Annotated in this window: 24 protein-coding genes and 3 tRNA genes; 7 read left to right on the top strand and 20 right to left on the bottom strand. The window is 33.5% G+C overall.

All coding sequences use genetic code 11. From position 1 onward, the window contains the following. Positions 1-86 precede the first annotated feature (86 nt). Entirely contained in the window at positions 87-1,841 is a 1,755-nt protein-coding gene (gene aspS, locus C8N26_RS01855) for an aspartate--tRNA ligase (protein WP_120185780.1), read from the bottom strand. A 115-nt stretch (positions 1,842-1,956) separates the two neighbouring features. On the opposite strand from aspS, the gene C8N26_RS01850 reads away from it, so the two are divergent. Then, on the top strand, positions 1,957-2,301 hold the full coding sequence (locus C8N26_RS01850) for a HopJ type III effector protein (RefSeq protein WP_120185779.1): 345 nt from the start codon (positions 1,957-1,959) through the stop codon (positions 2,299-2,301). A 15-nt stretch (positions 2,302-2,316) separates the two neighbouring features. On the opposite strand, the gene C8N26_RS01845 is transcribed toward C8N26_RS01850, so the two are convergent. Further along, entirely contained in the window at positions 2,317-2,517 is a 201-nt protein-coding gene (locus tag C8N26_RS01845) for a helix-turn-helix transcriptional regulator (RefSeq protein ID WP_120185778.1), read from the bottom strand. A gap of 4 nt (positions 2,518-2,521) precedes the next feature. Then, entirely contained in the window at positions 2,522-2,941 is a 420-nt protein-coding gene (locus tag C8N26_RS01840; protein ID WP_120185777.1) for a hypothetical protein, read from the bottom strand. A 128-nt stretch (positions 2,942-3,069) separates the two neighbouring features. Here C8N26_RS01840 and C8N26_RS01835 point away from each other — a divergent pair, with 128 nt between their 5' ends. After that, positions 3,070-3,291: a hypothetical protein gene (locus tag C8N26_RS01835; RefSeq protein ID WP_120185776.1), complete on the top strand. Its 222-nt coding sequence runs from the start codon at positions 3,070-3,072 to the stop codon at positions 3,289-3,291. 57 nt (positions 3,292-3,348) lie between these two features. On the opposite strand, the gene C8N26_RS01830 is transcribed toward C8N26_RS01835, so the two are convergent. The 3 genes from C8N26_RS01830 to pheS form a co-directional block, all read right to left on the bottom strand. After that, entirely contained in the window at positions 3,349-4,713 is a 1,365-nt protein-coding gene (locus C8N26_RS01830; RefSeq protein ID WP_120185775.1) for an alanine/glycine:cation symporter family protein, read from the bottom strand. Between the two features lie 89 nt (positions 4,714-4,802). Further along, positions 4,803-5,198 (bottom strand): hypothetical protein, encoded by a 396-nt coding sequence (locus C8N26_RS01825; protein ID WP_120185774.1) that lies wholly within the window; start codon positions 5,196-5,198, stop codon positions 4,803-4,805. A gap of 200 nt (positions 5,199-5,398) precedes the next feature. Then, the gene (gene pheS, locus C8N26_RS01820) at positions 5,399-6,418 is read right to left on the bottom strand and encodes a phenylalanine--tRNA ligase subunit alpha (protein ID WP_028891465.1); all 1,020 of its coding nucleotides are present in this window, start codon (positions 6,416-6,418) and stop codon (positions 5,399-5,401) included. 179 nt (positions 6,419-6,597) lie between these two features. Here pheS and gdhA point away from each other — a divergent pair, with 179 nt between their 5' ends. Further along, complete coding sequence (gene gdhA / locus C8N26_RS01815; protein WP_120185773.1) at positions 6,598-7,941, top strand: NADP-specific glutamate dehydrogenase; 1,344 nt, start codon at positions 6,598-6,600, stop codon at positions 7,939-7,941. A gap of 77 nt (positions 7,942-8,018) precedes the next feature. Here gdhA and C8N26_RS01810 read toward each other — a convergent pair whose 3' ends face one another. The 4 genes from C8N26_RS01810 to C8N26_RS01795 form a co-directional block, all read right to left on the bottom strand. Further along, complete coding sequence (locus C8N26_RS01810; RefSeq protein WP_147418470.1) at positions 8,019-8,351, bottom strand: hypothetical protein; 333 nt, start codon at positions 8,349-8,351, stop codon at positions 8,019-8,021. Between the two features lie 374 nt (positions 8,352-8,725). After that, positions 8,726-10,582, bottom strand: a complete 1,857-nt coding sequence (glmS, locus tag C8N26_RS01805) for a glutamine--fructose-6-phosphate transaminase (isomerizing) (RefSeq protein ID WP_120185772.1) — start codon at positions 10,580-10,582, stop codon at positions 8,726-8,728. Between the two features lie 9 nt (positions 10,583-10,591). Further along, positions 10,592-12,154 (bottom strand): DUF4270 family protein, encoded by a 1,563-nt coding sequence (locus C8N26_RS01800; RefSeq protein ID WP_120185771.1) that lies wholly within the window; start codon positions 12,152-12,154, stop codon positions 10,592-10,594. After that, entirely contained in the window at positions 12,154-12,969 is an 816-nt protein-coding gene (locus C8N26_RS01795; protein ID WP_120185770.1) for a glycogen/starch synthase, read from the bottom strand. The genes C8N26_RS01800 and C8N26_RS01795 overlap by 1 nt, the downstream gene beginning before the upstream one ends. A gap of 96 nt (positions 12,970-13,065) precedes the next feature. Between C8N26_RS01795 and panC the strand changes: the two genes are divergently transcribed. The 4 genes from panC to radA all read left to right on the top strand — a co-directional run bounded on the left by panC (position 13,066) and on the right by radA (position 16,714). After that, positions 13,066-13,914: a pantoate--beta-alanine ligase gene (gene panC, locus C8N26_RS01790; RefSeq protein ID WP_120185769.1), complete on the top strand. Its 849-nt coding sequence runs from the start codon at positions 13,066-13,068 to the stop codon at positions 13,912-13,914. 100 nt (positions 13,915-14,014) lie between these two features. Next, positions 14,015-14,365 (top strand): aspartate 1-decarboxylase, encoded by a 351-nt coding sequence (panD, locus tag C8N26_RS01785; protein WP_028891458.1) that lies wholly within the window; start codon positions 14,015-14,017, stop codon positions 14,363-14,365. 1 nt (position 14,366) lies between these two features. Continuing rightward, a complete protein-coding gene (locus C8N26_RS01780; RefSeq protein ID WP_120185768.1) occupies positions 14,367-15,317 on the top strand; it encodes a lysylphosphatidylglycerol synthase transmembrane domain-containing protein in 951 nt (316 codons plus the stop codon). A gap of 35 nt (positions 15,318-15,352) precedes the next feature. Continuing rightward, positions 15,353-16,714, top strand: coding sequence for a DNA repair protein RadA (gene radA, locus C8N26_RS01775; RefSeq protein WP_120185767.1), 1,362 nt, complete (start codon positions 15,353-15,355; stop codon positions 16,712-16,714). A 1-nt stretch (position 16,715) separates the two neighbouring features. On the opposite strand, the gene C8N26_RS01770 is transcribed toward radA, so the two are convergent. From C8N26_RS01770 to C8N26_RS01725, 10 genes are all read right to left on the bottom strand, one after another. Next, on the bottom strand, positions 16,716-18,905 hold the full coding sequence (locus tag C8N26_RS01770; RefSeq protein ID WP_120185766.1) for a transglycosylase domain-containing protein: 2,190 nt from the start codon (positions 18,903-18,905) through the stop codon (positions 16,716-16,718). A gap of 115 nt (positions 18,906-19,020) precedes the next feature. Then, positions 19,021-19,812, bottom strand: a complete 792-nt coding sequence (locus C8N26_RS01765; RefSeq protein WP_120185765.1) for a hypothetical protein — start codon at positions 19,810-19,812, stop codon at positions 19,021-19,023. Positions 19,813-19,854: 42 nt separating this feature from the next. Further along, complete coding sequence (arsM, locus tag C8N26_RS01760; RefSeq protein WP_120185764.1) at positions 19,855-20,823, bottom strand: arsenosugar biosynthesis arsenite methyltransferase ArsM; 969 nt, start codon at positions 20,821-20,823, stop codon at positions 19,855-19,857. A 90-nt stretch (positions 20,824-20,913) separates the two neighbouring features. Next, entirely contained in the window at positions 20,914-21,732 is an 819-nt protein-coding gene (locus C8N26_RS01755) for a purine-nucleoside phosphorylase (protein WP_120185763.1), read from the bottom strand. Between the two features lie 98 nt (positions 21,733-21,830). Further along, the gene (locus C8N26_RS01750) at positions 21,831-22,448 is read right to left on the bottom strand and encodes a TIGR04282 family arsenosugar biosynthesis glycosyltransferase (RefSeq protein WP_120185762.1); all 618 of its coding nucleotides are present in this window, start codon (positions 22,446-22,448) and stop codon (positions 21,831-21,833) included. A 32-nt stretch (positions 22,449-22,480) separates the two neighbouring features. Continuing rightward, on the bottom strand, positions 22,481-23,533 hold the full coding sequence (gene arsS, locus C8N26_RS01745; RefSeq protein ID WP_120185761.1) for an arsenosugar biosynthesis radical SAM (seleno)protein ArsS: 1,053 nt from the start codon (positions 23,531-23,533) through the stop codon (positions 22,481-22,483). A 2-nt stretch (positions 23,534-23,535) separates the two neighbouring features. Next, the gene (locus C8N26_RS01740) at positions 23,536-23,871 is read right to left on the bottom strand and encodes an arsenosugar biosynthesis-associated peroxidase-like protein (protein WP_120185760.1); all 336 of its coding nucleotides are present in this window, start codon (positions 23,869-23,871) and stop codon (positions 23,536-23,538) included. A gap of 107 nt (positions 23,872-23,978) precedes the next feature. Further along, positions 23,979-24,064: transfer RNA gene (locus tag C8N26_RS01735), tRNA-Leu, on the bottom strand. A gap of 59 nt (positions 24,065-24,123) precedes the next feature. Next, positions 24,124-24,212: transfer RNA gene (locus C8N26_RS01730), tRNA-Leu, on the bottom strand. A 22-nt stretch (positions 24,213-24,234) separates the two neighbouring features. Continuing rightward, positions 24,235-24,306, bottom strand: a tRNA-Gly gene (locus C8N26_RS01725). Between the last annotated feature and the right edge of the window lie 20 nt (positions 24,307-24,326).

Below are 24,326 nucleotides of genomic sequence, written 5' to 3'. Positions count from 1 at the left end.
CTGAGGTTTAGTTTTTTTCAAGAAGTGTAACGATTTGTACATTAAAGGTAATAAAAAACCCTGCATAATTTGCAGGGTTTTTATTTTTAGGCTTTTACATCTAGTTTGATGCTTAATTCTTGTAGTTGTTCATCGTCTATAGTTGCAGGTGCATCGATCATTACATCACGACCTGAATTGTTTTTTGGGAAGGCAATAAAATCTCTAATTGTTTCTTGACCTCCTAAAATAGCTACCAATCTATCTAAGCCAAAAGCTAATCCTCCGTGTGGTGGCGCTCCGTATTCGAAAGCATCCATTAAGAATCCGAATTGAGCTTTTGCTTCTTCTTCGGTAAATCCTAGGTGTTTAAACATGATAGCCTGAGTTTCTTTATCGTGGATTCTGATAGAACCTCCACCAATTTCATTTCCGTTTAATACTAAATCGTAAGCGTTCGCCTTAACAGCTCCTGGTTCTGTGTCTAATAATGCTAATTGACCTGGTTTTGGAGACGTAAATGGGTGGTGCATTGCGTGGTAATGACCTGTTTCTTCGTCTAGCTCTAATAACGGGAAGTCAATTACCCACAATGGAGCAAACTCATCAGACTTACGTAAACCTAAACGTTCTGCCATTTCCATACGTAAAGCGCTTAATTGTGCGCGAACTTTATTTTTATTTCCTGAAAGGATACAGATTAAATCTCCTGCTTTAGCTCCAGTAGCTTCAGCCCATTTTGCTAAATCGTCTTGATCGTAGAATTTATCTACCGATGATTTAAAGCTTCCATCTTCGTTGCATTTAACATATACCATTCCTAAAGCTCCTACTTGTGGACGCTTTACCCAATCGATTAATTTATCAATTTCTTTACGAGTGTATGAGTTTCCTCTTGGTACTGCAATTCCTACTACCAACTCAGCATCGTTAAATACTTTAAAGTCTTTGTGTTGTGCAACTTCGTTTAACTCGCCAAATTCCATCCCGAAGCGAATATCTGGTTTGTCATTTCCATACTTACGCATTGCTTCATCAAACGTAATTCTTGGGAATTTTTCCACTTCAACTCCGTTGATTTCTTTTAGTAAATGACGCGTCATTCCTTCGAAAATCTCTAAAATATCTTCTTGCTCAACAAACGCCATTTCACAGTCTATCTGTGTAAATTCTGGTTGACGATCGGCACGTAAATCTTCATCTCTAAAACATTTAACAATCTGAAAGTATTTATCCATTCCACCTACCATTAATAACTGCTTAAAGGTTTGTGGTGATTGAGGTAATGCGTAAAATTGTCCTGCATTCATACGTGAAGGCACTAAGAAATCACGTGCTCCTTCTGGAGTGGATTTAATTAAATATGGAGTTTCTACATCAATAAATCCTTTGTCAGATAAATATTTACGAACTTCCATCGATACTTTATGGCGGAAAACCAAGCTGTTTTTTACTGGGTTACGACGGATATCTAAATAACGATATTTCATACGAATATCTTCACCACCGTCAGTTTCATCTTCAATAGTAAAAGGTGGTAACTTAGCTTCGTTTAAAATTTCCAAGTTTGATACTAAAACTTCTACATCACCTGTTGGAATATTGGCATTTTTAGATTGACGCTCAATAACTTTACCAGTTACTTGTACTACAAACTCACGTCCTAAGGTCTTTGCTTTATCCATTAACTCTTTAGAAGTACGTTCTTCGTCGAAAATTAACTGTGTAATTCCGTAACGATCACGTAAATCTACCCAAATCATAAAACCTTTATCACGTGATTTTTGTACCCAACCAGAAAGGGTTACTTCAGTATTGATGTGCGATGCTCTTAGTTCACCACAAGTATGCGTTCTGTACATTTCTTGAAATTTTTGCTGTGCAAATTTAACTATAAATGTTAGTTTGTAAAAAATTACTACGGGTTAGTTTTTATGAGTTTTAATCTTTTGTTTTGCAGCATAAAACCTTTTTTAAATGAGACTAGACATATTTAAACAAACAATACAAAGTACACCAGAAAAAGTAGAGTTTTCTGATACTATGTCAGTGATTGAAAACGTATATAATTTTACACCCACTGCCTTTAAAAATGGAGATTTATACAATGAAGCTGAAAAAAATCAAGGTTCATGTAAAGTGTTTTCGTTTGCTATACAACAGGGGTTTAGTAAAGAAGAAACCTTGGCTTGTTTTGGACAGTATTATTTTGAAGATGTTTTAAAAAATCCTGAAGGAACAGATCATCAAAACATTAGAAATTTCATGAAAACTGGTTTTGAAGGATTACTTTTTGAAGGAGATGCGCTAAAAAAACGTTAAGGATTTTTTAGAGAATTAGTCTACTTCTTCTATCTCAAATAAATATTCTACAGTAACATTAAAAAAGCGCGCCATTTTTATAGCGAGTGTTACCGAAGGATTAAATTTATTAGTTTCTATAGCATGTATGGTTTGCCTAGATACTCCTAATTTTTCAGCTAAAACACCTTGAGTTAGGTTGTGGCGAGCTCTTTCTACTTTTATTAGGTTTTTCATGTTACTAAAGTCTTTTTTTAATGGCAAAAGTTATTAAGTATGTCCATAAAAATAAAATTATAAAGTAATCTAACGTCAGTTTTATATCTTTTGAAAAAGTATAGAGTACTATTGTAACACTTAATCCAAGCAGAGCTGTAATTTGGTAAGATTCTAAACGTAGCTTGTCAATATAATCATCTTCTATTTTTTCTTTTGATAATACATAAATAACCATTCCAATTAATGAGAGAATACCAAAAAAGTGCATTAAACTTTCTCCAAAATACTCTCTAAAAGTAAAAACTCCTGATTCTTGAAGTGAATGATAAGGTTTACCTGTAGCACCTTCAATAAAAGCATCTCTTCCTTCAATAAAAGCACCACTTACAAATGTGATTAAACCTATTTTCTTACACCAATTTGGTAATACTTGAAAATTCATAATTCTATAATTTTTATACAAATGTAAATAAAACCTTACATATTTAAAATTAAAATTTACTTATTTTAAACAATATGAGCTATGTCATTTATTGATTTTTTTGTAAATTATAGAGTAATATCTTGATTATGAAGAATTCAGCGATGTTTTTGGTGTTGTTTACCACTGTTTTTTTATTGGTGCTAACTGCTTTGGCTTTTGCTAAAATAGGTTTTAGTTGGGTGTTTGTACTTACGGTGATAGGTCAATTATTATTAGTTTTAATGGTGTACAAAGTACTACGAGACCATTATACCACAAATAAAACTTTTGAAGATTTTTACGAAGATTACCCTATAGGCAGAGAGTAAAGCTAACAACACAAACGGAAAATTACTACTTGTCATTTTTGCTTTTCAGAAATGGTGCTAAAACTCATTCATTTTTAAATTCTGAAAATACTTTGTAGCTTCTCTTTTTACTTTTGGTGCTAAAATTAGTGTTGAAAGTACAGTAGGAATTGCCATTAGGGCATAGGCGCTATCAATTAAGTTAATTACAAAGTCTAATTTTATAATAGAGGCAATTACAATAGTAATGATATAAATGTAGTTGTATGATTTTCCAATTTTGGTATTGGTTAAAAAACTTAAACAACTAAATCCGTAAAAAGAGTAGGTGAATAGGGTTGAAAAAGCAAAAATCAATACACAAATGGTTAAAATAACACTTCCTATGTTGTGAGGAAGCACAGCATCAAATGCAGCTAAAGTCATAGAAATTCCGTTACCTTTAAAACCTTTCCAAACTCCTGAAGCCAAAATAGCTAATGCAGTTAAAGAACAAACTAACAAGGTGTCAATAGCTGGTCCTAACATAGCAACCAATCCTTCTCGAATTGGCTCTTTTGTTTTAGCTGTTCCGTGCATCATAGGTGCAGTACCTAATCCTGCTTCGTTAGAAAACGCAGCACGTTTTACTCCAGTGATTATCAAAACTCCTAAAGCACCTCCTAAAACAGATTTTCCTGAAAAAGCATCTTCAAAAATTAAAGAAAAAATAGCAGGAACTTGTTCTAACCGTAAAAACAATATTGTTAAAACAGTAAGTAAATAAACCACAACCATTACTGGTACTAATTTTCCTGCAACACTACCAATTCGTTTAATTCCTCCAAAAATCACCATAGCTACAATAATAGCAGTGGAGATACCTAATAATAATTTAGCAGTAAAATGATTGGTTTCGTGTACTTGAAAAACATCTACTAGTGTTTGTGTAAGTTGGTTTGCTTGAAAAGCAGGCAACGTTCCTATCAACCCAGCAGTTGAGAAAAATATAGCCAAGGGTTTCCATTTTTTTCCAAGTCCTTCAGTAATAACATACATTGGTCCACCTTTTACGTTTCCATCTTCATCTTTTCCACGATACATAACCGACAAGCTACAGGTAAAAAACTTAGTAGCCATACCAACAAAAGCACTTACCCACATCCAAAAAATAGCTCCTGGTCCACCTGTTGCAATAGCAATGGCAACACCACTGATATTTCCCATTCCGACTGTTGCTGCAATGGCAGAAGATAAAGCTTCGTAATGCGATAAATCTCCAGGAGAATCGGCTTTATCATATTTCCCTCTTAAAATAGCAATGGCATGTCCTATATATCTAAAAGGAACCAACCCTGAATAGATGAATAGATATAAACCACCACCAATTAATAAAATTAGTAAGGGAATTCCCCATACCCAAGAAGAAAATTGTGCAACTAAGTCTTGAATGTTTAAAAACATGAAATAGGATTTTTACGAAAATACTAAAAAGTGATAGTAAAAAAAGAACGATAGCTGTGAATTAACAACTATCGTTCTATTGTGAATTTTTATTTACAAACAATTCCTCTTTTTCCTAAGAATTCAATATCTCTTAAAAAGCCCTCTTGAATAGTCTCGGCTTGAAAAATAAAGGTTTTGTCATGTAGTCTGTTGTTTTCAAAGAAAGTTACCTGAAAACGATTGTCTAAATCAAATAACTCAGGTTGCATTAACTCAAACTTTTGATAACTATTTGCAGGAAGCATGTCTATTTTTCTTCGGAAAACAGAAGTGGTTTTAGTGTCTGAGAATCCTTGAGAAACAATAACTACCATTTCTAAATCAACATCTTTCTTGTTAAGAATGTATACATTCCAATCCTCTTTGTTATCGATTTCATTTGTTTCTAAAACAACGGCTATTTCTACATCTGTTACCTTAGGGATTTCAATATCTTTCTTCATTTCGAAACTATTGTTTTATGTCTTTGTTAGTTTTCTTAATTAAAAAAATAAAATTAATTATTAAGAGTATTAGTATAATAATATATTTAACTCTTTGACTTTCAAAAGGAATAAATTCAAAGAAAGCATTGAATCCTAAAATAATTAATCCGATACTTGAAACAAGTAAAATAAGAGTGTTCTTAATCAAATTATTAAAATTAAATAACAGATTTAAACTGTTCTAAGAAACGCTTGTCGTTTTCGTAGAACATACGAATATCTGGAATTTGGTATAACAACATTGCAATACGCTCAATACCCATTCCGAAGGCATAACCACTATATTTAGTTGGATCGATATTACAGTTTTTTAATACATTAGGATCTACCATACCACATCCCATAATCTCTAACCAACCAGTTCCTTTGGTGATTCTGTAATCGGTTTCAGTTTCTAATCCCCAATAAATATCTACTTCAGCACTAGGCTCAGTAAATGGGAAATATGACGGACGTAAACGTATTTTAGATTTACCAAACATTTCTTTGGTAAAGTATAATAAGGTTTGTTTTAAGTCAGCAAAAGAAACATCAGTGTCAATGTATAATCCCTCTACTTGGTGGAAAATACAGTGTGCACGTGCAGAAATATCTTCATTTCTAAACACACGCCCTGGAGAAATTGTACGAATTGGAGGTTCGTTGTTTTCCATATAGCGCACTTGCACCGATGAGGTATGTGTTCTTAATAAAGTATCAGGATTCTTTTCAATGAAGAAAGTATCTTGCATATCACGTGCTGGGTGATATTCTGGTAAGTTTAAGGCAGTAAAGTTATGCCAATCATCTTCAATTTCCGGTCCTTCAGAAACAGTAAAACCAATACGGTTAAATACTTCGATAATTTGATTTTTTACTAATGAAATTGGGTGGCGCGAACCTAAGTTAATTGGCTCTGATGGACGTGTTAAATCGCCATAAACACCTTTTTCTTCAACAGCATTTTCTATAGCCTCTTTTAAAGTGTTTACTTTATCTTCAGCAGAAGTTTTAAGTAAATTGATAGTTTGACCAAATTCTTTCTTTTGGTCGTTAGGTACATTCTTAAATTCAGCAAATAAATCCTTTAAAATTCCTTTGCTTCCTAAATATTTAATTCTAAATGCTTCAATTTCTTCTTTTGAAGTAGTATTAAAAGCATTTACCTCTCCAATCAATTCTTTTACCTTGTCTAACATAATCTATCCAAAAGTTAAGTGGCAAATTTACGTTTTTTTGTTAAAATAAAAGAGAATTTAAGAGTGTTTACTGTAGTACTAGTAAAACAAAGAAAATAACCAATGAAATGGAAATTAAAAAATAGTAAATTAATTATATTTGTATAGTAAAATTAAAAAAATACAGAACAACTAAATTTATGGAATCTAAAATAAATGCATTTATGGATTACGTTAAAGAACGTAATGCATATGAACCAGAGTTTTTGCAAGCTGTACATGAAGTAGCAGAAACAGTAATTCCGTTTATAGAAAACAATCCAAAATATCAAGGTAAAAAGTTATTAGAACGTATGGTAGAGCCTGAGCGTACTATTATGTTTAGAGTGCCTTGGGTTGATGATAACGGAGAAACTCAAGTAAACAGAGGGTATAGAGTAGAATTTAACTCGGCTATCGGTCCTTACAAAGGAGGTTTACGTTTTCACCCATCAGTAAACTTATCAATTTTAAAATTCTTAGGGTTTGAACAAGTGTTCAAAAACTCATTAACTACCTTACCAATGGGTGGAGGTAAAGGAGGGTCTGATTTTAACCCTAAAGGTAAATCTGATCGTGAAGTTATGGCATTTTGTCAATCTTTTATGACTGAATTAGCACGACATATTGGTCCTGATACGGATGTGCCTGCTGGAGATATCGGTGTTGGAGGTCGTGAAATTGGTTACATGTTTGGTCAGTACAAACGTTTACGAAACGAATTTACAGGTGTTTTAACAGGTAAAGGAGCTACTTGGGGAGGGTCGTTAATTCGTCCTGAAGCTACAGGTTACGGAGATGTATATTTTGCTGAAAACATGTTAAAAACTAAAGGAGATTCTTTTGAAGGAAAAACTGTGGTGGTTTCTGGATCTGGTAATGTGGCACAGTATGCAACAGAAAAGGCAACTCAATTAGGAGCAAAAGTAGTTACAATGTCTGATTCTTCAGGATATATTTATGATGAAGCAGGTATTGATGCTGAAAAATTAGCTTTTGTAATGGAGTTAAAGAATGTAAAGCGTGGACGTATTAGTGAATATGTAGACCAATACCCATCAGCTAAGTTTTTTGCCGGAGAAAGACCATGGGGAACTAAATGTGACGTAGCATTACCTTGTGCAACTCAAAATGAGTTAAATGGTGAAGAGGCTAAATCTTTAGTTGCTAATGGATGTATTTGTGTTGCTGAAGGAGCGAATATGCCTTCTACTCCAGAAGCGATCGAAGTATTCCAAAAGGCAAAAATATTATTTGCACCAGGAAAAGCATCTAATGCTGGTGGAGTTGCTACTTCAGGATTGGAAATGTCTCAAAACTCATTACGTTTATCTTGGACTCGTGAAGAGGTGGATGCTAAATTACATTCAATCATGAATAATATTCACGAAGCTTGTGTTAAGTACGGTACACAAGAAGGTGGATATGTTGATTATGTTAAAGGAGCAAATGTTGCAGGTTTCGTTAAAGTTGCTGATGCAATGTTAGATCAAGGAGCTGTGTAATAAATTGCACATATATAAAGTAAAAACCTCATAGATATCTATGAGGTTTTATTTTTTACTAGGGGAATGAAAATGTGCTATTTTAAAGAGCTCTTTATGGTTAAGGGCATCTTATAAAAGCTATTTTTTAATGTTGATTTTTTACTAATCAATTTATAGTTCAACCTGCTTTTTACATACTGACAAATTTGTTCAGTATTACAGTTAACGTTCAATATAACAATCTCACCGTTTTTATTAATTAAAAATTCAACAGTAGTTTTTACTTCCTCATCAAGGATAAAGTTTGGGTTACCTAGTAACTCAACAATTTTAGTTCTGATTTCTTCTTTTTTAGAAGGATTTTCGTTTGTAGAAAATACTGAAGTGCTCATTAAGGTAACGAATACTAATACGAATAACTTTTTCATTTTTTAGAGATTTAGAGTTTTTTTTTAAGTTTATGAATTAAAGTTTGATGTAGTAAAAGTATTGCAAATGAGTAATCTAGATCTTTTTCATTGATTAATAAAATATTGTTTAATGGTAAAAGAATAAGAAGTTTTAAGGTAGTTTACATGTAGTTAATATTGAGAAAAGTTGTCTTTTTTATTCATTCTATTTATCTTTTTTCAATTAATTACTTGCTTTCTGTTTTGGTTGTTAATTTTATTCAGAAATTTTAAGAATAATTATTAATTAGTAAGGTTAGTTTTAGGTTATAAACTTTTTAAATTTTAAAAATAAGCATAAAAAAAATCCTGAGAATTTCTCAGGATTTATATTTTGAATTAAAATCAATTTGTTACTCTACTGTAACTGATTTTGCTAAGTTTCTTGGTTGATCTACATTTTTACCTAACATTACAGCTATGTGATATGATAATAGCTGTAGTGGTATTGTGGTTAATAAAGGTGTAAATGCTTCTTCAGTATCAGGGATTTCAATCACATGATCTGCAATTTCTTTAACAGTTTCATCGCCTTCAGTAACAATAGCCACAATTTTACCGCTTCTTGATTTAATCTCTTGGATGTTACTTACTACCTTTTCATAATGACCTCTACTAGTTGCAATTACGAAAACAGGCATATTTTCATCAATTAATGCGATAGGCCCGTGTTTCATTTCTGCTGCAGGGTACCCTTCAGCATGGATATAAGAGATTTCTTTTAATTTTAAGGCTCCTTCTAAAGCAACAGGGAAGTTAAAACCTCTACCTAAATATAAACAGTTTTTAGCGTCTTTATATACAGCTGCTATTTCTTTAACTTGAGCATCAATTTTCAATAAATTCTCTACTTGCGCAGGAATTTGCTGCATTGTTTGTAAATAAGTGTTTACAGCTGATGTAGATAAAGTTCCTTTAGCTTGCGCTAATTTTAAAGCTATTAAAGAAAGTACGGTTATTTGTGTTGTAAATGCTTTTGTAGAAGCTACTCCAATTTCTGGTCCAGCATGAGTATATGCTCCAGCATGTGTTTCTCTAGCAATAGAAGAACCTACTACATTACAAACTCCGAATACGAAAGCTCCCATAGATTTTGCCAATTTAATGGCTGCTAAAGTATCTGCAGTTTCTCCTGATTGAGAAATAGCAATCACAACATCATTTGGAGTGATGATAGGATTACGATATCTAAATTCAGAAGCATACTCTACTTCAACGGGAATACGAGCCATATCTTCAAAAAGATACTCGCCAACTAGCCCTGCATGCCAAGACGTACCACAAGCAACAATAATAATTCTGTCTGCATTTAAAAATTTAGACATATTATCATCAACACCAGCCATTCGGATAATTCCCTCGTTAGCTAACATTCTACCTCTATACGTATCGATAATGGCTTTAGGTTGCTCGTAAATTTCTTTTAGCATAAAGTGGTCATACCCACCTTTCTCTATCTGCTCTAAGCTTAGCTGTAACTTTTGAATGTTCGCATCGATTTCTTTATCGTTTTCAATCTTGTGAACTTTAATTCCTTTATCTTTTTTAATGATAGCTAATTCACCATCTTCAAGGTAAATAGCATCTTTGGTATACTCAATAAAAGGAGAAGCATCAGAAGCTACAAAAAACTCTTCGTTGTTTTTTCCAACTCCAATAGCGATTGGGCTACCTAAACGAGCTACTACTAACTCATTTGGTTTAGTTTTATCGAAAACAGCAATTGCATAAGCTCCAATTACATTAGTTAGGGCAATTTGAACAGCTTTACCTAGTTTACAGCCTTCACTTTTTTTAACTTCTTCAATAAGGTTTACTAAAACTTCTGTATCTGTATCACTTTTAAATTCGTAACCTCTTGATATTAGTTCTTTTTTAATGGTATCATAATTTTCAATGATACCATTATGAACAATAACTAAATCACCAGATTGAGAAAAATGAGGGTGTGAGTTTACATCATTAGGCACACCGTGAGTAGCCCAACGTGTGTGTCCTATCCCTATTTTCCCAACTTTTCGCTCTTCTTCTTTATTGGTAATTATTTCTAAATCAGAAACTTTTCCTTTAGTTTTTGACAGGTGCATTGTTTTTCCATCATACATCATGATTCCTGCACTATCATACCCTCTATATTCTAAACGCTTTAGACCATTGATTACAATAGGATAAGCATCTCTATGACCTATATAACCTGTAATTCCACACATAACAATTTCTTATTTTTCTTTTGAATATGATATTTTTAAAACAGCTCTTTTTGTTCCATTAGCAGTTTCACTTCCGTCTAATAAAGTTACTGCTCTAGGGTTCCAATTGTATGTTTTTACGTTTGTGTTAACTCCTCCAGTACTATTTGTAGTAGGAAAATCTGTAGGATTGTACACTTTTAATACCAATGGTTCAGTAGTGAAGCCATCTTCTCCAGCTAATAAATTAGTAATATAGTTAGTGATTCTAAAGGTGTATTTTTCAGGAATTTCATCTTCTGCTAAGATAAGTCTTCCTCCAAAAGTACCTGTTTCATTGTAAGCATCTGAAACATGGGTAGGAGTTATTTCTCCTGCTCCGTTATCTTTATTTTGGTATAAGAATAGTTGTTGGGGAATAATATTAGCTTCGGTATTGATGGTTTGATCCACATAAAAAGTAAGAGAAGCGTCGTTAATTAACCAGTTGTTTGCTTTTAATTCTTGAACTTTTGCGTTGTCTAAAATTTTAATCTCAGCAGAACTACCTGCAGTTCCTTGAATAACAAATTTATTAGCGGTAGACTGCATTGCTATTGGAGACATTTTATAGATACTATTTCTTATGCCTGATAAAGGAAAAGTATATTTACTCTGAATAGTATCTTTAACGTTACCAGCTTCTAAGACAGATTTAGTGTAATAAAAATCTACAGAAGGTGTTGGGGTAGAGGCTAAGTTGAAAGGGGCCATTGCTCCATTATTACCAAATGCTATAATTTTTACCCCTTTAAAATATTCATCGAAGTCGTCTTTGGAAGAAAATGAAGTGTTTTCGAATTCATCCCAGAAAATACTTTTCATTGTTGTAAGGTCTAAAGGAATAGCTAAAAAAGGAATATTAGCTCCTTGAGCGTTGTAAACTCTTAATGTGTCTTCGTACGTGGTTGTATTAGCTAAAGAAATAGATCTGTCAATTCTATTGAATTTAAAAATAGTGTCCGAGGCTTTAGGTTTAAAACTGTAAGGAGTGCTATTTTCATTTAAAACAGTATTTCCTAAATATTCGGCATCAGAAAAGAAAGAATTTTTCTTTGTAGGATCCAAAGGATCTAAGGTGTTTAAAAACGTTTCGTTTTGTAGTACTTGGATATCTACTGCAGTATTAGGATCTCCTAATATGGAGTCTAATTTATAACTAGTTACCCCACCAGATGTTTTTGCTGTGGCTTGGTAAGGTAATTTTAAAATTACTTTATCCAAGTTAAAAATAGTATCTCCATCTACTACATTTTCTTGAGTTTTTAAACCAGAAATGTAACCCAGTTGAGAAACGATAGAAGCTTCAATTTTTTTTCCGTTAGGATTGTTATATACACCTAGCCAATAATCACTAATACTAGCATTGATGTTATCAGCTTGAACATTTTGAAGGTCTATAGGAGTGATTTCAACATCTAATAAAATTTCTCCTGTTTCAAATTTATCGTTTGTAATAATATTTGTTCCTACTTCGCTAAAATCTTTTTCACATGATGTAATAGCTGTAAAACATAACAGGCTAATACCTAGTACCCCAATTTTTCTAATCATTATTCGCTTAATTCTAAAACGTTTTCTTTATAAAATTCTAAATATGCTTCGGTTAAAGTCTCTTCAGATTGGAAGTCTAACACTTTTGCATTTGTTTCTTCAATAAAAGTTTCAATTTCGTCTGGTAAAACTTCACTACCTTTTATAACAGCATCTGAGTTTTCAATAGCGCTTTTTAAAATATTTAAATGACTTGGCGTTTCTATCGTTGTTACTTTCGATTCTTCGATTTTATCAAAACGAACTTTGTTTGCCATTTCGTTATTTAAATCTTCAATATCACTATTGTACAGCGAAGTTACAATCTTACTTTCTGCAAACAAAGGTTCTTCTTTATAATATTCTCTTAAATATAGAGGTAATAAAGAGGCCATCCATCCGTGAACATGAATAATATCTGGAGCCCAGTTTAGCTTTTTAACGGTTTCAACAACACCTTTAGCGAAGAAGATCATACGCTCATCATTATCTTCGAAAAGCTTATCATCTTCGTCAGAATAAACTGCTTTACGCTTAAAATATTCATCATTGTCAATAAAGTACACTTGCATTCTTTCTTTAGGAATAGAGGCAACTTTAATTATCAAAGGCATATCCATGTCATTAATAATTAAGTTCATACCCGAAAGTCGAATAACTTCATGTAATTGATGCCTTCGCTCGTTAATTACCCCAAAGCGAGGCATGAAAATACGGGTTTGAATTCCTTTAGAATGTGCATTTTTGGCAACGTTAAATGCGGTAGACGATAATTCTGTTTCTGGTAAATAAGGGGTAACCTCAGACGAAACATATAAAATTCTCTTATCCTTCATTAAATCGGTCTCTTTTATTGAAGGTGCAAAAATACGAAATTTAATGCAAAAATCGTGTTAAATTGCTAATTTTGCATGCATTTCAATAAAATAACAATGAAAATTTTCACAAGAAAATCCGAATTAAAAGAGTTTTTATCAACTCAAAAAGATGATAAAAAGTCTATCGGATTTATCCCAACAATGGGAGCTTTACATCAAGGGCATTTGTCACTTATAAAAAAAGCAAAAAAGAAGCACGACCTTGCTGTTGTAAGTGTTTTTGTAAACCCAACTCAGTTTGATAATAAGGAGGATTTAGCTAAATATCCTAAAACATACGATAACGATGTAGCTTTACTAGAGTCGGTTAATTGTGATGTGTTGTTTTTCCCTTCAGTAGAAGAAATTTATGCTGAAAATGTGACCTCAGAAAAGTTCGATTTTGATGGTTTAGAGTATCAAATGGAAGGAAAATTTAGAGAAGGTCATTTTGATGGAGTAGGTACAATTGTAAAAACCTTATTTGAAATTGTTGAGCCAGATACTGCGTATTTTGGAAAGAAAGATTTTCAACAATTACAAATAATTAAGAAGTTAGTAGAAAAATATAAGTTACCTGTAAAGATAAAAGGAAGACCGATTTTTAGAGAAGAAGATGGGTTGGCTATGAGTTCTAGAAATGTACGACTAACTAAAGAACATCGTGAGGCAGCTCCTTTTATTTATAAAACTTTAAAAAAGGCAAAAAAGAAATTTGGTGCAAAAAATCCTGAAGAGTTGACCAAATGGGTAGAAAAACAGTTCAAAAAACATCCGTTGCTAGAGCTCGAGTATTTTACCATAGCAAATGAAAAAACTTTAGAAACGGTAACAATAATAGAACCAGATAAAAAGTATCGCGCTTTTATAGCTGTTTTTGCAGGAGATATTCGTTTGATTGATAATATCAGGTTGAATAAATAGCATAAACCATTGAAGTTGAAACTTCAGGTAAAGTTTTTAACAATGTTAAAATCATCAAAAAACAAATTAGTATTCATTAAAAAACAGCTATTTTTGCAGCATGTTAGTACAAGTAGTAAAATCTAAAATACACCGTGTTAAAGTAACTAATGCGGATTTAAATTATATAGGAAGTATCACCATTGATGAAGATTTAATGGATGCAGCAGGTATTATTGAAGGTGAACGTGTTCAAATTGTAAATAACAATAATGGAGAGCGTTTAGAAACGTACGCAATTCCAGGTCCAAGAAAAAGTGGAGAGATTACCTTAAATGGTGCAGCAGCACGTAGAGTTCAAAAAGGAGATGTACTTATCTTAATCGTATACGCTTTTATGGAATTGGAAGAAGCGAAGAAATTTAAACCACAATTAGTATTTCCTAACGAAGAAAATAACCTGTTAGAATAGTTTGAGTTTATCAGCAAAAAAAATCATAAAAATAGCATTACCTCTCATTTTGGGAGGTTTTTTAGTTTGGTATTCACTATCAAAAGTATCTGTAGCTACTTTATTACAGTATTTTAAAGATGCTAATTACTCATGGATAGCTTTAGGGCTATTTTTCGGAATTTTAAGTCACTTATCCCGAGCATATCGTTGGAAGTTTCTACTAGAACCTATGGGGTATAAACCAGATTTTGGTAATAGCACCATGGCTGTTTTAGTAGCGTACTTGGTAAATTATGCAGTGCCAAGAGCAGGAGAGGTATCACGAGCTGCGGTAATGACAAATTACGAGGATATTCCATTTGAAAAAGGTTTTGGAACTATCGTTGCCGAAAGAATGGCAGATTTGCTAATGATGTTGAGTATTGTTGCGATTACCTTATTTGTTCAATTCGACTTTATTTATCAATTACTGACTAAAAATTTCGATCCAACTAAAATAATGCTCCTTTTAGCACTCTTAGTTGTAGCCTTTGTTGTTTTTACACGTTCAGTAAAAAAAGCAGAATCGGGTATTGGTTTGAAAATTAAAAATTTTGTAGTAGGGCTGGTAGAAGGTGTTACTAGTATTTTTAAGATGAAAAACAAGTGGGCATTCATTTTTCATACTGTATTTATTTGGGTAATGTATGTGTTAATGTTTTGGGCAACTATACCAGCAATTGAAGGTTTACAAGTTCCTTTAGGTGGTGTTTTAATTGGGTTTATCGCTGGTGGATTTGCAATTGCTGCTACTAACGGAGGAATAGGATTGTATCCTGTAGCTGTAGCTGGTGCCTTAGCATTATTTGGAATCGCAGAAGAACCATCAACTGCTTTTGGCTGGATTATGTGGACTGCTCAAACGGCTATGATTATTGTCTTCGGTGGATTGGCATTTTTACTATTACCTATCTACAATAAAAACAAATAGTTTTCTTTTCTTTGTAAGTAAATCTTACAAATAGAATGGCAAAAACCAAAACAACTTTTTTCTGTCAAAACTGTGGAGCACAACATGCGCAATGGGTGGGACAATGTGGCTCTTGTAAAGAGTGGAATACCATTGTTGAAGAGGTAATTCAAAAAGAAGAAAAAAGAAATTGGAAATCGCCATCAAACTCACAAAAAAGAGTAGCGAAGCCTTTACGAGTTGAAGATATTCAACTGAATCCAGAAGAGCGTTTTGGAACGAAGAATCAAGAATTAGACACAGTTTTGGGTGGTGGATTGGTGAAAGGAGCTGTTGTGTTACTGGGAGGAGAGCCTGGAATTGGTAAATCAACCTTATTGTTACAAATCGCCTTACAAATTCCACAAAAAGTACTCTATGTTTCTGGAGAAGAAAGTCAATCGCAGATAAAAATGCGTGCGGAACGTATAGAAGGTAAAAATCCTAATTGTTTAATTCTTACCGAAACCAATACCCAGCAGATTTTTAAAAATATAGAAGAAGTACAGCCCGATGTATTGGTAATAGACTCTATTCAAACCTTACATACGGATACTATTGAAGCTTCCCCAGGAAGTATATCGCAAATAAGAGAAACTTCCGCAGAACTCATCAAATTTGCTAAGGAAACCGCTACTCCGGTATTGTTAATAGGTCATATTAATAAAGAAGGGCATATTGCAGGACCAAAGATTTTAGAGCATATGGTAGATGTGGTGTTACAATTTGAAGGAGACCGAAATCATACTTATCGAATTTTACGCTCGCAAAAAAACCGTTTTGGTTCTACGGCAGAATTAGGAATCTACGAAATGTTATCAGATGGATTACGTGAAGTCTCCAACCCTTCAGAAATTTTAATCTCAAAAAAAGATGCCGATTTAAGTGGTACAGCGATTGCGTCAACTTTGGAAGGAATTCGTCCGTTGATGATAGAAATTCAAGCCCTGGTTTCAACAGCAGTTTACGGAACGCCACAACGAACTACTACAGGATATAACCTAAAACGTCTGCACATGATTTTAGCGGTGTTAGAAAAACGTGCGGGCTTCAAATTAGGAGCAAAAGATGTGTTTTTAAACGTTACGGGAGGAATTCATGTAGATGACCCTGCAATCGATTTAGCTGTAGTTGCTGCTATTTTATCATCAAATCAAGATTTAGCCATCAATCCGGATGTGTGCTTTGCTGCTGAAGTTGGTTTAGCTGGTGAAATTAGACCTGTTTCCAAGATAGATCAGCGTATTACCGAAGCTGAAAAGTTAGGATATAAAACGTTTGTAACCTCAAAATACAACAAGATTACTAGTAAAAATCATTCGATAAAACTGATTTTAGTTAGTAAGATTGAAGAAGCTTTTGCTACGTTGTTTGCCTAGGTTAGTTTTCTTCCTTTTTCTTTCCAAAAAGTCTGTTGAAAAAACCTTTAATTCCTTTTTCTCTGTAGGGAGGACAGTCGATTGAGGAAGATATTTCTTCTGGAATATCAAAAGAGGTTAAATATTTATTTCTTAATTCAGGATTATTTTCCATTTCTTTAAGAATGTTAGCAACAATTGGCAGCGCTAAAGAAGAGCCTGAACCATTTCCACTAGTAAAATGTATGTCGTTTTTAGAAGTTCCTACCCAAGTTCCGAGAACAATATTTGATGTATATGCCATAAACCAAGCGTTGGTATAGTTTTGAGCAGTACCTGTTTTACTGGCTAACGGACTTTTAATTTTATAAGTACTTCTTATTTTAGATCCTGTTCCTTGTTCTACAGCTTGTTGTAAAATGGTAGTTAATGTTTGTGTACTTTCTTCTGTAAATACTCTTTTTGTCTTTTGCTTTTCGCTTTCGTAAATGATATTCCCTTTTTTATCGGTAATCTTGCTAATCATATACAAATCGTTCATTTCACCATTATTAGCAAATGTACCGTAAGCTCTTGTGGCTTCAAATAGTGATAAATCTAACGTTCCTAAAGCAATAGAAGGAGCATCGTCGTTAATTTCAGGGAACAATAATTTTTCACAAGTGTCGATAAGCCACTCTTTTTCTAGTTTAAAATAAAGGTTAACACTAGGAATGTTCATCGATTTAATTAGGGCATACCACATGGCAATTTTTTTATCAGGAGTGGTACTATGGTCGGCATTTTGTGGCTTCCAGTTATCGTATTCAGGATAGGTTTTTTCTTCGTTTTCAAAATAATCACACGGAGAAATTCCATTTTCCAACGCTGTAGCATATAAAAATGGTTTAAAAGCTGAGGCTATTTGACGGTGCGATAACACCATATCAAAAGGAAGTGTGTTAAAATTATTTCCACCCACCCAACTGATTACTGCTCCATTCTTCGGATTCGTAACTAATACAGATGCATTCAGCATTTTATCATAATACCAAAGACTATCCATTTTGTTACCAGTAATTGTTTTTGTACTGTCCCAATCAAAAAGTTGAATAGTTCTCTTTTGTTTATCTTTTTCTGTGAATTGTTGCTTTTTTAACCATCTATTTTTTAGTCTGTTTGAAGCTAATTCTTTGTCTAATTGTTGTTGTTTGATGATGAGCTGTTCCTTAGCAGATTTTTCCGCAATCTTTTGAATCTCATAATTCAGCGTTGTATGAATTTTTAATCCGTCGGTTTCTAAGTTATAGTTGCTGTTGGAAGCTTCATTGTTCTTTTTTATAAGTTCAGTAGCTTTTTTCTTTACCTGATAGGTAAAATAACCCGCTGTTGTATTTATATCAAGGTTATGATAGTTGAGTGTAATAGGTAGTTTTTGTAAACTATCGGTAACTTCATTACTTAAATACGCTTCGTTGTTCATTAATTGAAGCACCGTATTACGACGTTTTTTAGCATTTTCTGGATTTAATCTCGGATTGTAATAGGTGTTGGCTTTTAACATTCCCACTAATACAGCTGATTCTTCGATGTTTAATTCGTTGACTGATTTGTTGAAAAATCGATTAGCAGCAGATTCTACTCCGAAATTATTTTCTCCAAAAGGAACCGAATTCAAATACAACAATAAGATTTCATCTTTGCTATATAGGTTTTCCATTCGACTAGCGATGATGAGTTCCTTTATTTTATTAATAGGCATGCTCAAAAAACCATGATATTGCCTTCCGTAGAGGTTTTTAATTAATTGTTGTGTAATCGTACTACCACCACCACCTGAGGCATCTTGTAGTAAAATACTTCTAAAGAAAACGCGGGCATAACTTTGACCATCGTATCCGTTGTGTGAATAGAATCGTTTATCTTCTGTAGCTATTAAAGCTTCTTTTAAATGATTCGGAATTTGTTCTAATTTGACATTGGTTCTATTCTCAGCGAATATTTTTCCGATAAGTATCTCGTCTGATGAATAGATTAAAGAAGCTTCTTCGTTGATAACAGATGTTAACTCTTTTTTGTTGGGTAATTTACCAAACACCTCAAAATACACTAAGGAGAATAATAGTACTACTAAAAGAATTCCAAACAGCATTAAGCCTGTTGCATACTTTAACACAAGGAGTAGTTTTTTGTTTTCTCTAAGTTGAAGTTGTATTTCTTTCAATGTTTTCATTGTACTAAAAACGAATACTAGTTGGTAAAATTGTGGTTTTGATTTACTTTGGATTAAAAAAATGAAAAGAAAAAAATTTAATTATAAGGTCAAAAACTTAATAAAAAATATATGATTAATTTTTCCATTGACTTTTAAATAAGTTTTTCCCCTCTTCTTTAAAGGATGAAACTTCAATTTTAATTTTTGTGCTTTCTAAAATAACTTTTTCAAGAGAAAAATTGATGTCATTTTGGTTACTTATTGTGTAGAGTGAAGTATATTTTTCGCCTAATTTATATAAATTAGGAAACCCTAATTCGATTTTAAAAGTAACATCACAATTTTTAAAGTCAACTAGAGAAGGAGAGTCGTAATTAGTAACTATATTGTTAGTACTTAAATTTGAACCAATAAAATGTATTGATTCTGGAGCAACTCCCATAAGAAATGTATTGTTATTAGTTAGACTGGTATTAAACCCTACAAATTGTATTGGTGTTTGATCAAATCTAACAGTCATTTCTTTTTCATTATTTCTAAAAACTATTTCAATAATAATCTGAGCATCTTTCAGTTTATTTAACCGTTCAATTTTTTTGTTGTTTCTACTTACGGGTAGATGGTTTCCATTTTTACTTGCAGCCTTCTGAAGTTGCTTGAATTCGATAGAGTCTGCTTTTATTGATGAAAAAAAAGATATTTCAAATTCTTTAGGTATGGGATTATTGAGTTTTTCTAAATTCTTTATCTGAATTTCTGATTTTTCTCGAAGAGCTTCTTGTAACTCAATGATTTTGTTAGTTTTATCTTTAAGCTCTTGTTCTTGATTATTACTTTTAATTATACTGTTTATAGAGAGTCCTATTGTAATAATGCCACCCAAACAAATCAGAACTATTTCAATCATTCTATTGAATTTTTTCATTTTTAAGTTAAAGATAACATTTTAAAGATAACAACTAGCTGTTTAACAACACCCACCACCATCGTAATGATAGGTAGATTCTGAGAAAAATATATCGTCTCTTCCCAACGCTTTTAAAGCGGCGGCTGTTTTATCGCAAATAGCCAACGGTTGGTTTTTTAATAAGGTGTGTCCTGCGCCATCATCAAAATAATCTTCATCACCAAAGTAAATGGCAGCTTTTCCTGTAAACACACAAGGTCCGTCAGCAGGCATCGGATCTTTAATCGCTGCTACTTCAATCGATTCGATATAAATCAATTCATCGGTAGGATAATTTTTAGGGTCTAAAATTCTATACGGTTTACGCGCTCTAATTTCAATGGTTCCAAAACCAGCATCAGTCAACATTTTAACATATTCAGCAATAGGTAAACTACCACTTAAACATAAGGCACGCAAACGCTCATCGTTACGTAAGGTTTCGTTCATTGGTTGCTCACAGGTAGGGTCGCTCATTACCAAACGTCCGTGAGGTTTTAATACACGGTACATTTCAGTAATGGCTTTTTTTAGTTCTTCAGCTTTAAAAATGTTGAATAAACAGTTTTGAGCAGCCACATCAATCGAATTATCTTCTACAGGCAAGTGTAACGCATCTCCTTTTCGTAAATCAACAAACTCACTTTTAAACCAAGGATTTTGAGCTTCTGCTTCAACGAAATTCTTTTCAGAAGCTTCTAGCATTTCATCTACCACATCGATTCCAATCACTCCGTTTTTCTGACGTGAGAAATACGCAAATTGTAATAACTCCATTCCGCCACCAACACCTACATATAATATTTTAGGGTTGTTGGTTAAGTCGCGCGCATGCACAGTAGAACCACATCCGTAGTTCATTTCTTGCATAATTTTAGGAATTTTTAATCCAGGTAATTCCCAAATAGGGTTTGTTGTACAGCATAAACCAACATCTGGAGTTAAGGCCGCTTCTTTATATACATCTTTGGTGGTTTCTAAGTAACTCATATTTTTAAGATTAAAGACCGCTTCGCTGTTAGATAAAAGAATAAAGACTTGTATTGTTTGTCTTGGTTCTTGAGTCTAATAGTCTTGCTTCTATAAATTAGTAATCAATTCTTTAAAAAGCGTAATCATTTTTGGTTCTGCTTTTCCAGCAACTTCAATGATTTCGGTAATATCTACAGGTTGTAAGTTTTTTGGGTCACACTCATCGGTTAATACCGAAACGGCTGCACACGGAATGTTGAGTTGTTTTGCTACAATTACTTCAGGTACGGTACTCATTCCTACCGCATCTACTTCTAAAATTTGTAACATTCTATACTCAGCTCTAGTTTCCAATTGCGGACCTACAACACTTGCGTATACACCTTCTTTTAGGTCTATGTCGTTAGTTTTAGCAATAGCTTTCATTTGAGTGTTCAATTTTTTTGAATACGGTTCTAACATGTCGGCAAAAATATTCCCAAACTCGTTTGCTCCTTTAAAGGCTAGGGGAGAACCTCCTTGTAAATTCAAGTGATCTTCCAATAGCATTAGATCTCCTTTTTTATAAGAAAGGTTGATAGCGCCTGCAGCATTAGAAACTAACAAAGTTCTAATACCTAATGCGTGCATGGTTCTAATACCATAGGTAACTTCCCATAAATTATATCCTTCATACATATGAAAACGCCCAGACATAACCACTACTTTTTTACCCGATAAGGTTCCGTAAATTAACTTTCCGGAGTGAAATTCTACCGTTGCTTGTGGAAAGTGTGGAATATCAGCATACGGTACTTCCTGCTCTATGGTAATTTCGTCTACTAATTTTCCTAAACCTGTTCCTAAAACAATTCCTATTTCTGGGTTGGTAATTCCTTTATGTTGAAGAAATTCTTGTGTTTCTTGTAGTTGTTGTTTTTTTTGCATTTTATATTGTGTTTGTCATTGCGAGCGATAGCGAAGCAATCTTTAAGTTATGACTTCGAGATAGATAACTTCGGTCGTATACTTCCTTGTAATGACGGTTAGTTTAAAAATTGATTGAATACTGGGTTATTTTTGATGTCGTCAAAAACATCTACATCATTTAAGGTTTCTAACAAATGTACTGATTCGTTTTGTAAATCGTTTAAGGTGTCTTTTCTAACAGTTGAGGTTCCCCAGTCTTTATGTTGAAAAATGTTAGCATGTAGTTTTTTCATGCCTAATAGGTAATAACCGCCATCTTCAGCAGGACCTATAACAACATCGTTTGAGTTGAGTTTTTCAAAAGCTTTATTGATGTGTTCGGAAGTTAAATCGGGCAAATCACTACCAATAATCACTACTTTTTCATATCCAGTAGAAAATGCTTGTTGAAAGGCATTGTGCATTCGTATACCTAAATCGTTTCCATCTTGCAGGTGCTTTTGATATACTGAAGCATCCCAAATATCATTTTCACGAACTTTTACTGAGTAGTACACAGCTTTGTCGCAAGATAAATTTTGGGTGACTTGTTTAGTGTGTTCTAATAAGAATTTATAAATATCTAACGCAGCTTTGTCTCCAGTTGTTTTAGCTAAACGTGTTTTTACCTTACCTAATTCAGGGTTTCGAGTAAATATTAGAAGAAGATTTTTTGACTTAGGCAGTAAGGGCATATTGTTTGTAAAGGTGTTTCGGAATTAATGTGTTATGCTACAGATCCTTGGCAACTACTACCTGCACCAGCAGTACAACCATAGCAGTGTTGATTGATGATAATATTCCTGTCTTGCAACAATGCTTCGTTGTATTCAGAAATATGCTGCAACTTACTGGCTACTTTCAGGTTTAACATTTGGTTGAAATCACAATCGTATAAATATCCGTCCCAACTTACCGATAGTGTATTGGTACACATGACATTTTCTACAGCCATTGGATTATAGGCTTCTACTAATGAATACATATAGTCTTCATAATTTTCAGAAGCAATTAGGTAATCTAAAAATCGACTGATAGGTAAATTGGTAATGGCAAATAAACTATTGAATGAGATTTCGAAATCTTCATCTAAGGCCTTTTTAAAATCGTTTTCTAAAGCAACTTGATCTCCTGGTAAGAAAGCTCCTGACGGATTGTAGACTAAATCTAGCTGTAAACCAGTTCCTTCAATTCCGTAGCCAACCTCATTAAGCATTTTTAAAGCTTCTATTGATTTATCGAAAACACCATCACCACGTTGTTTGTCAGTTTTTCCACGAGTCCAATGCGGCATTGAAGAAACTACATGTACGTTATGTTTTTTGAAGAATTCAGGTAAGTCGTGATATTTTTTATTCGCTCTGATGATTGTTAAGTTAGAGCGCACAATAAAGTCGTTAATTCCTGCTTTGGAAGCTTCTTCTACAAACCATCGAAAATTTGGATTCATTTCCGGTGCGCCACCAGTTAAATCTAACGTGTGTGCTCCGGTTTTTCGAATCACTTCTAAACATTGCTCCATGGTTTCTTTGGTCATGATTTCTTTTCGATCAGGACCTGCATCTACATGACAATGTGCACAAACTTGATTACACATGTATCCTAAATTAATTTGAAGAATTTCTAATTTTTTAGGACGTAAAGGAAACTGATTGGTTTCTTTGAGTTTTTTTGCAAACGTAGGTAATTCACCATCAGCAAAAACTCCGTTTGATAAGATTTTAAGTTGGTGTTGCGTGTTTGCTAAGTCATTATTTCTTTCTAAAAGTGATTTCTTCATACTTACATTTCTAGTTTGTTCACTTTGTTCATCATTTGAACTCCGTGTACTAATGTAGCACCACTTTTAATAGCAGCTCCAACGTGAATAGCTTCCATCATTTCTTCTTTAGTGATTCCGCGTTGTAATCCGTCTTTTGTATACGCATCAATACAATAAGGGCATTGCTCAGTATGTGCAACAGCTAAAGCGATTAAGCTTTTTTCTCGTGCTGTTAAGGCGCCTTCTTCAAAGACCTTTCCGTAGTATTCGAAAAACTTATTTCCTAATTCTTCACTCCATTCTGTTATTTTGCCAAACTTACGTAAGTCTGCAGGGTCGTAATATGTTTTAGACATGTATTTTATTTTTGGGGGTTAGACGAGACGTTTATTAATACTTTACAAGCAATATTATAAAAAGTATAGGTACAAAAAAAGCCTTAACAAATTTGTTAAGGCTTTTGTACTGAAGGCGGGACTTGAACCCGCACGGGCATTACGGCCCATTGGATTTTAAGTCCAACGTGTCTACCAATTCCACCACTTCAGCGTATGCTTTGTTAATGACTACTTTTAAAATGAAACCTCACTCATACAAGTGAGGTTTCTTGGTACTGAAGGCGGGACTTGAACCCGCACGAGCATTACGGCTCATTGGATTTTAAGTCCAACGTGTCTACCAATTCCACCACTTCAGCATACTCTTTTAAAAAAGGCTTGAGCGAAAGACGGGATTTGAACCCGCGACCCTCACCTTGGCAAGGTGATGCTCTACCCCTGAGCTACTTTCGCGTAGTCATTTATTATTTTAA

It is taken from the genome of Tenacibaculum lutimaris, from assembly GCF_003610735.1.
Lineage (GTDB): Bacteria > Bacteroidota > Bacteroidia > Flavobacteriales > Flavobacteriaceae > Polaribacter > Polaribacter lutimaris.
The sequence above is the reverse complement of the archived record's forward strand: the minus strand, read 5'-3'. Positions and strand labels throughout refer to the sequence as shown.

Bases quoted from the DNA above. Each gene is read 5' to 3' on its own strand.
- C8N26_RS01840 (WP_120185777.1), bottom strand. From the start codon at position 2,941: ATGAATTTTCAAGTATTACCAAATTGGTGTAAGAAAATAGGTTTAATC.
- aspS (WP_120185780.1), bottom strand. From the start codon at position 1,841: ATGTACAGAACGCATACTTGTGGTGAACTAAGAGCATCGCACATCAAT.
- C8N26_RS01765 (WP_120185765.1), bottom strand. From the start codon at position 19,812: ATGAAAAAATTCAATAGAATGATTGAAATAGTTCTGATTTGTTTGGGT.
- gdhA (WP_120185773.1), top strand. From the start codon at position 6,598: ATGGAATCTAAAATAAATGCATTTATGGATTACGTTAAAGAACGTAAT.
- C8N26_RS01835 (WP_120185776.1), top strand. From the start codon at position 3,070: ATGAAGAATTCAGCGATGTTTTTGGTGTTGTTTACCACTGTTTTTTTA.
- panC (WP_120185769.1), top strand. From the start codon at position 13,066: ATGAAAATTTTCACAAGAAAATCCGAATTAAAAGAGTTTTTATCAACT.
- glmS (WP_120185772.1), bottom strand. From the start codon at position 10,582: ATGTGTGGAATTACAGGTTATATAGGTCATAGAGATGCTTATCCTATT.
- C8N26_RS01810 (WP_147418470.1), bottom strand. From the start codon at position 8,351: ATGAAAAAGTTATTCGTATTAGTATTCGTTACCTTAATGAGCACTTCA.
- panD (WP_028891458.1), top strand. From the start codon at position 14,015: ATGTTAGTACAAGTAGTAAAATCTAAAATACACCGTGTTAAAGTAACT.
- C8N26_RS01800 (WP_120185771.1), bottom strand. From the start codon at position 12,154: ATGATTAGAAAAATTGGGGTACTAGGTATTAGCCTGTTATGTTTTACA.
- arsS (WP_120185761.1), bottom strand. From the start codon at position 23,533: ATGAAGAAATCACTTTTAGAAAGAAATAATGACTTAGCAAACACGCAA.
- C8N26_RS01825 (WP_120185774.1), bottom strand. From the start codon at position 5,198: ATGAAGAAAGATATTGAAATCCCTAAGGTAACAGATGTAGAAATAGCC.
- C8N26_RS01830 (WP_120185775.1), bottom strand. From the start codon at position 4,713: ATGTTTTTAAACATTCAAGACTTAGTTGCACAATTTTCTTCTTGGGTA.
- pheS (WP_028891465.1), bottom strand. From the start codon at position 6,418: ATGTTAGACAAGGTAAAAGAATTGATTGGAGAGGTAAATGCTTTTAAT.
- C8N26_RS01750 (WP_120185762.1), bottom strand. From the start codon at position 22,448: ATGCCCTTACTGCCTAAGTCAAAAAATCTTCTTCTAATATTTACTCGA.
- arsM (WP_120185764.1), bottom strand. From the start codon at position 20,823: ATGAGTTACTTAGAAACCACCAAAGATGTATATAAAGAAGCGGCCTTA.
- C8N26_RS01850 (WP_120185779.1), top strand. From the start codon at position 1,957: ATGAGACTAGACATATTTAAACAAACAATACAAAGTACACCAGAAAAA.
- C8N26_RS01755 (WP_120185763.1), bottom strand. From the start codon at position 21,732: ATGCAAAAAAAACAACAACTACAAGAAACACAAGAATTTCTTCAACAT.
- C8N26_RS01740 (WP_120185760.1), bottom strand. From the start codon at position 23,871: ATGTCTAAAACATATTACGACCCTGCAGACTTACGTAAGTTTGGCAAA.
- C8N26_RS01845 (WP_120185778.1), bottom strand. From the start codon at position 2,517: ATGAAAAACCTAATAAAAGTAGAAAGAGCTCGCCACAACCTAACTCAA.
- C8N26_RS01795 (WP_120185770.1), bottom strand. From the start codon at position 12,969: ATGAAGGATAAGAGAATTTTATATGTTTCGTCTGAGGTTACCCCTTAT.
- C8N26_RS01770 (WP_120185766.1), bottom strand. From the start codon at position 18,905: ATGAAAACATTGAAAGAAATACAACTTCAACTTAGAGAAAACAAAAAA.
- radA (WP_120185767.1), top strand. From the start codon at position 15,353: ATGGCAAAAACCAAAACAACTTTTTTCTGTCAAAACTGTGGAGCACAA.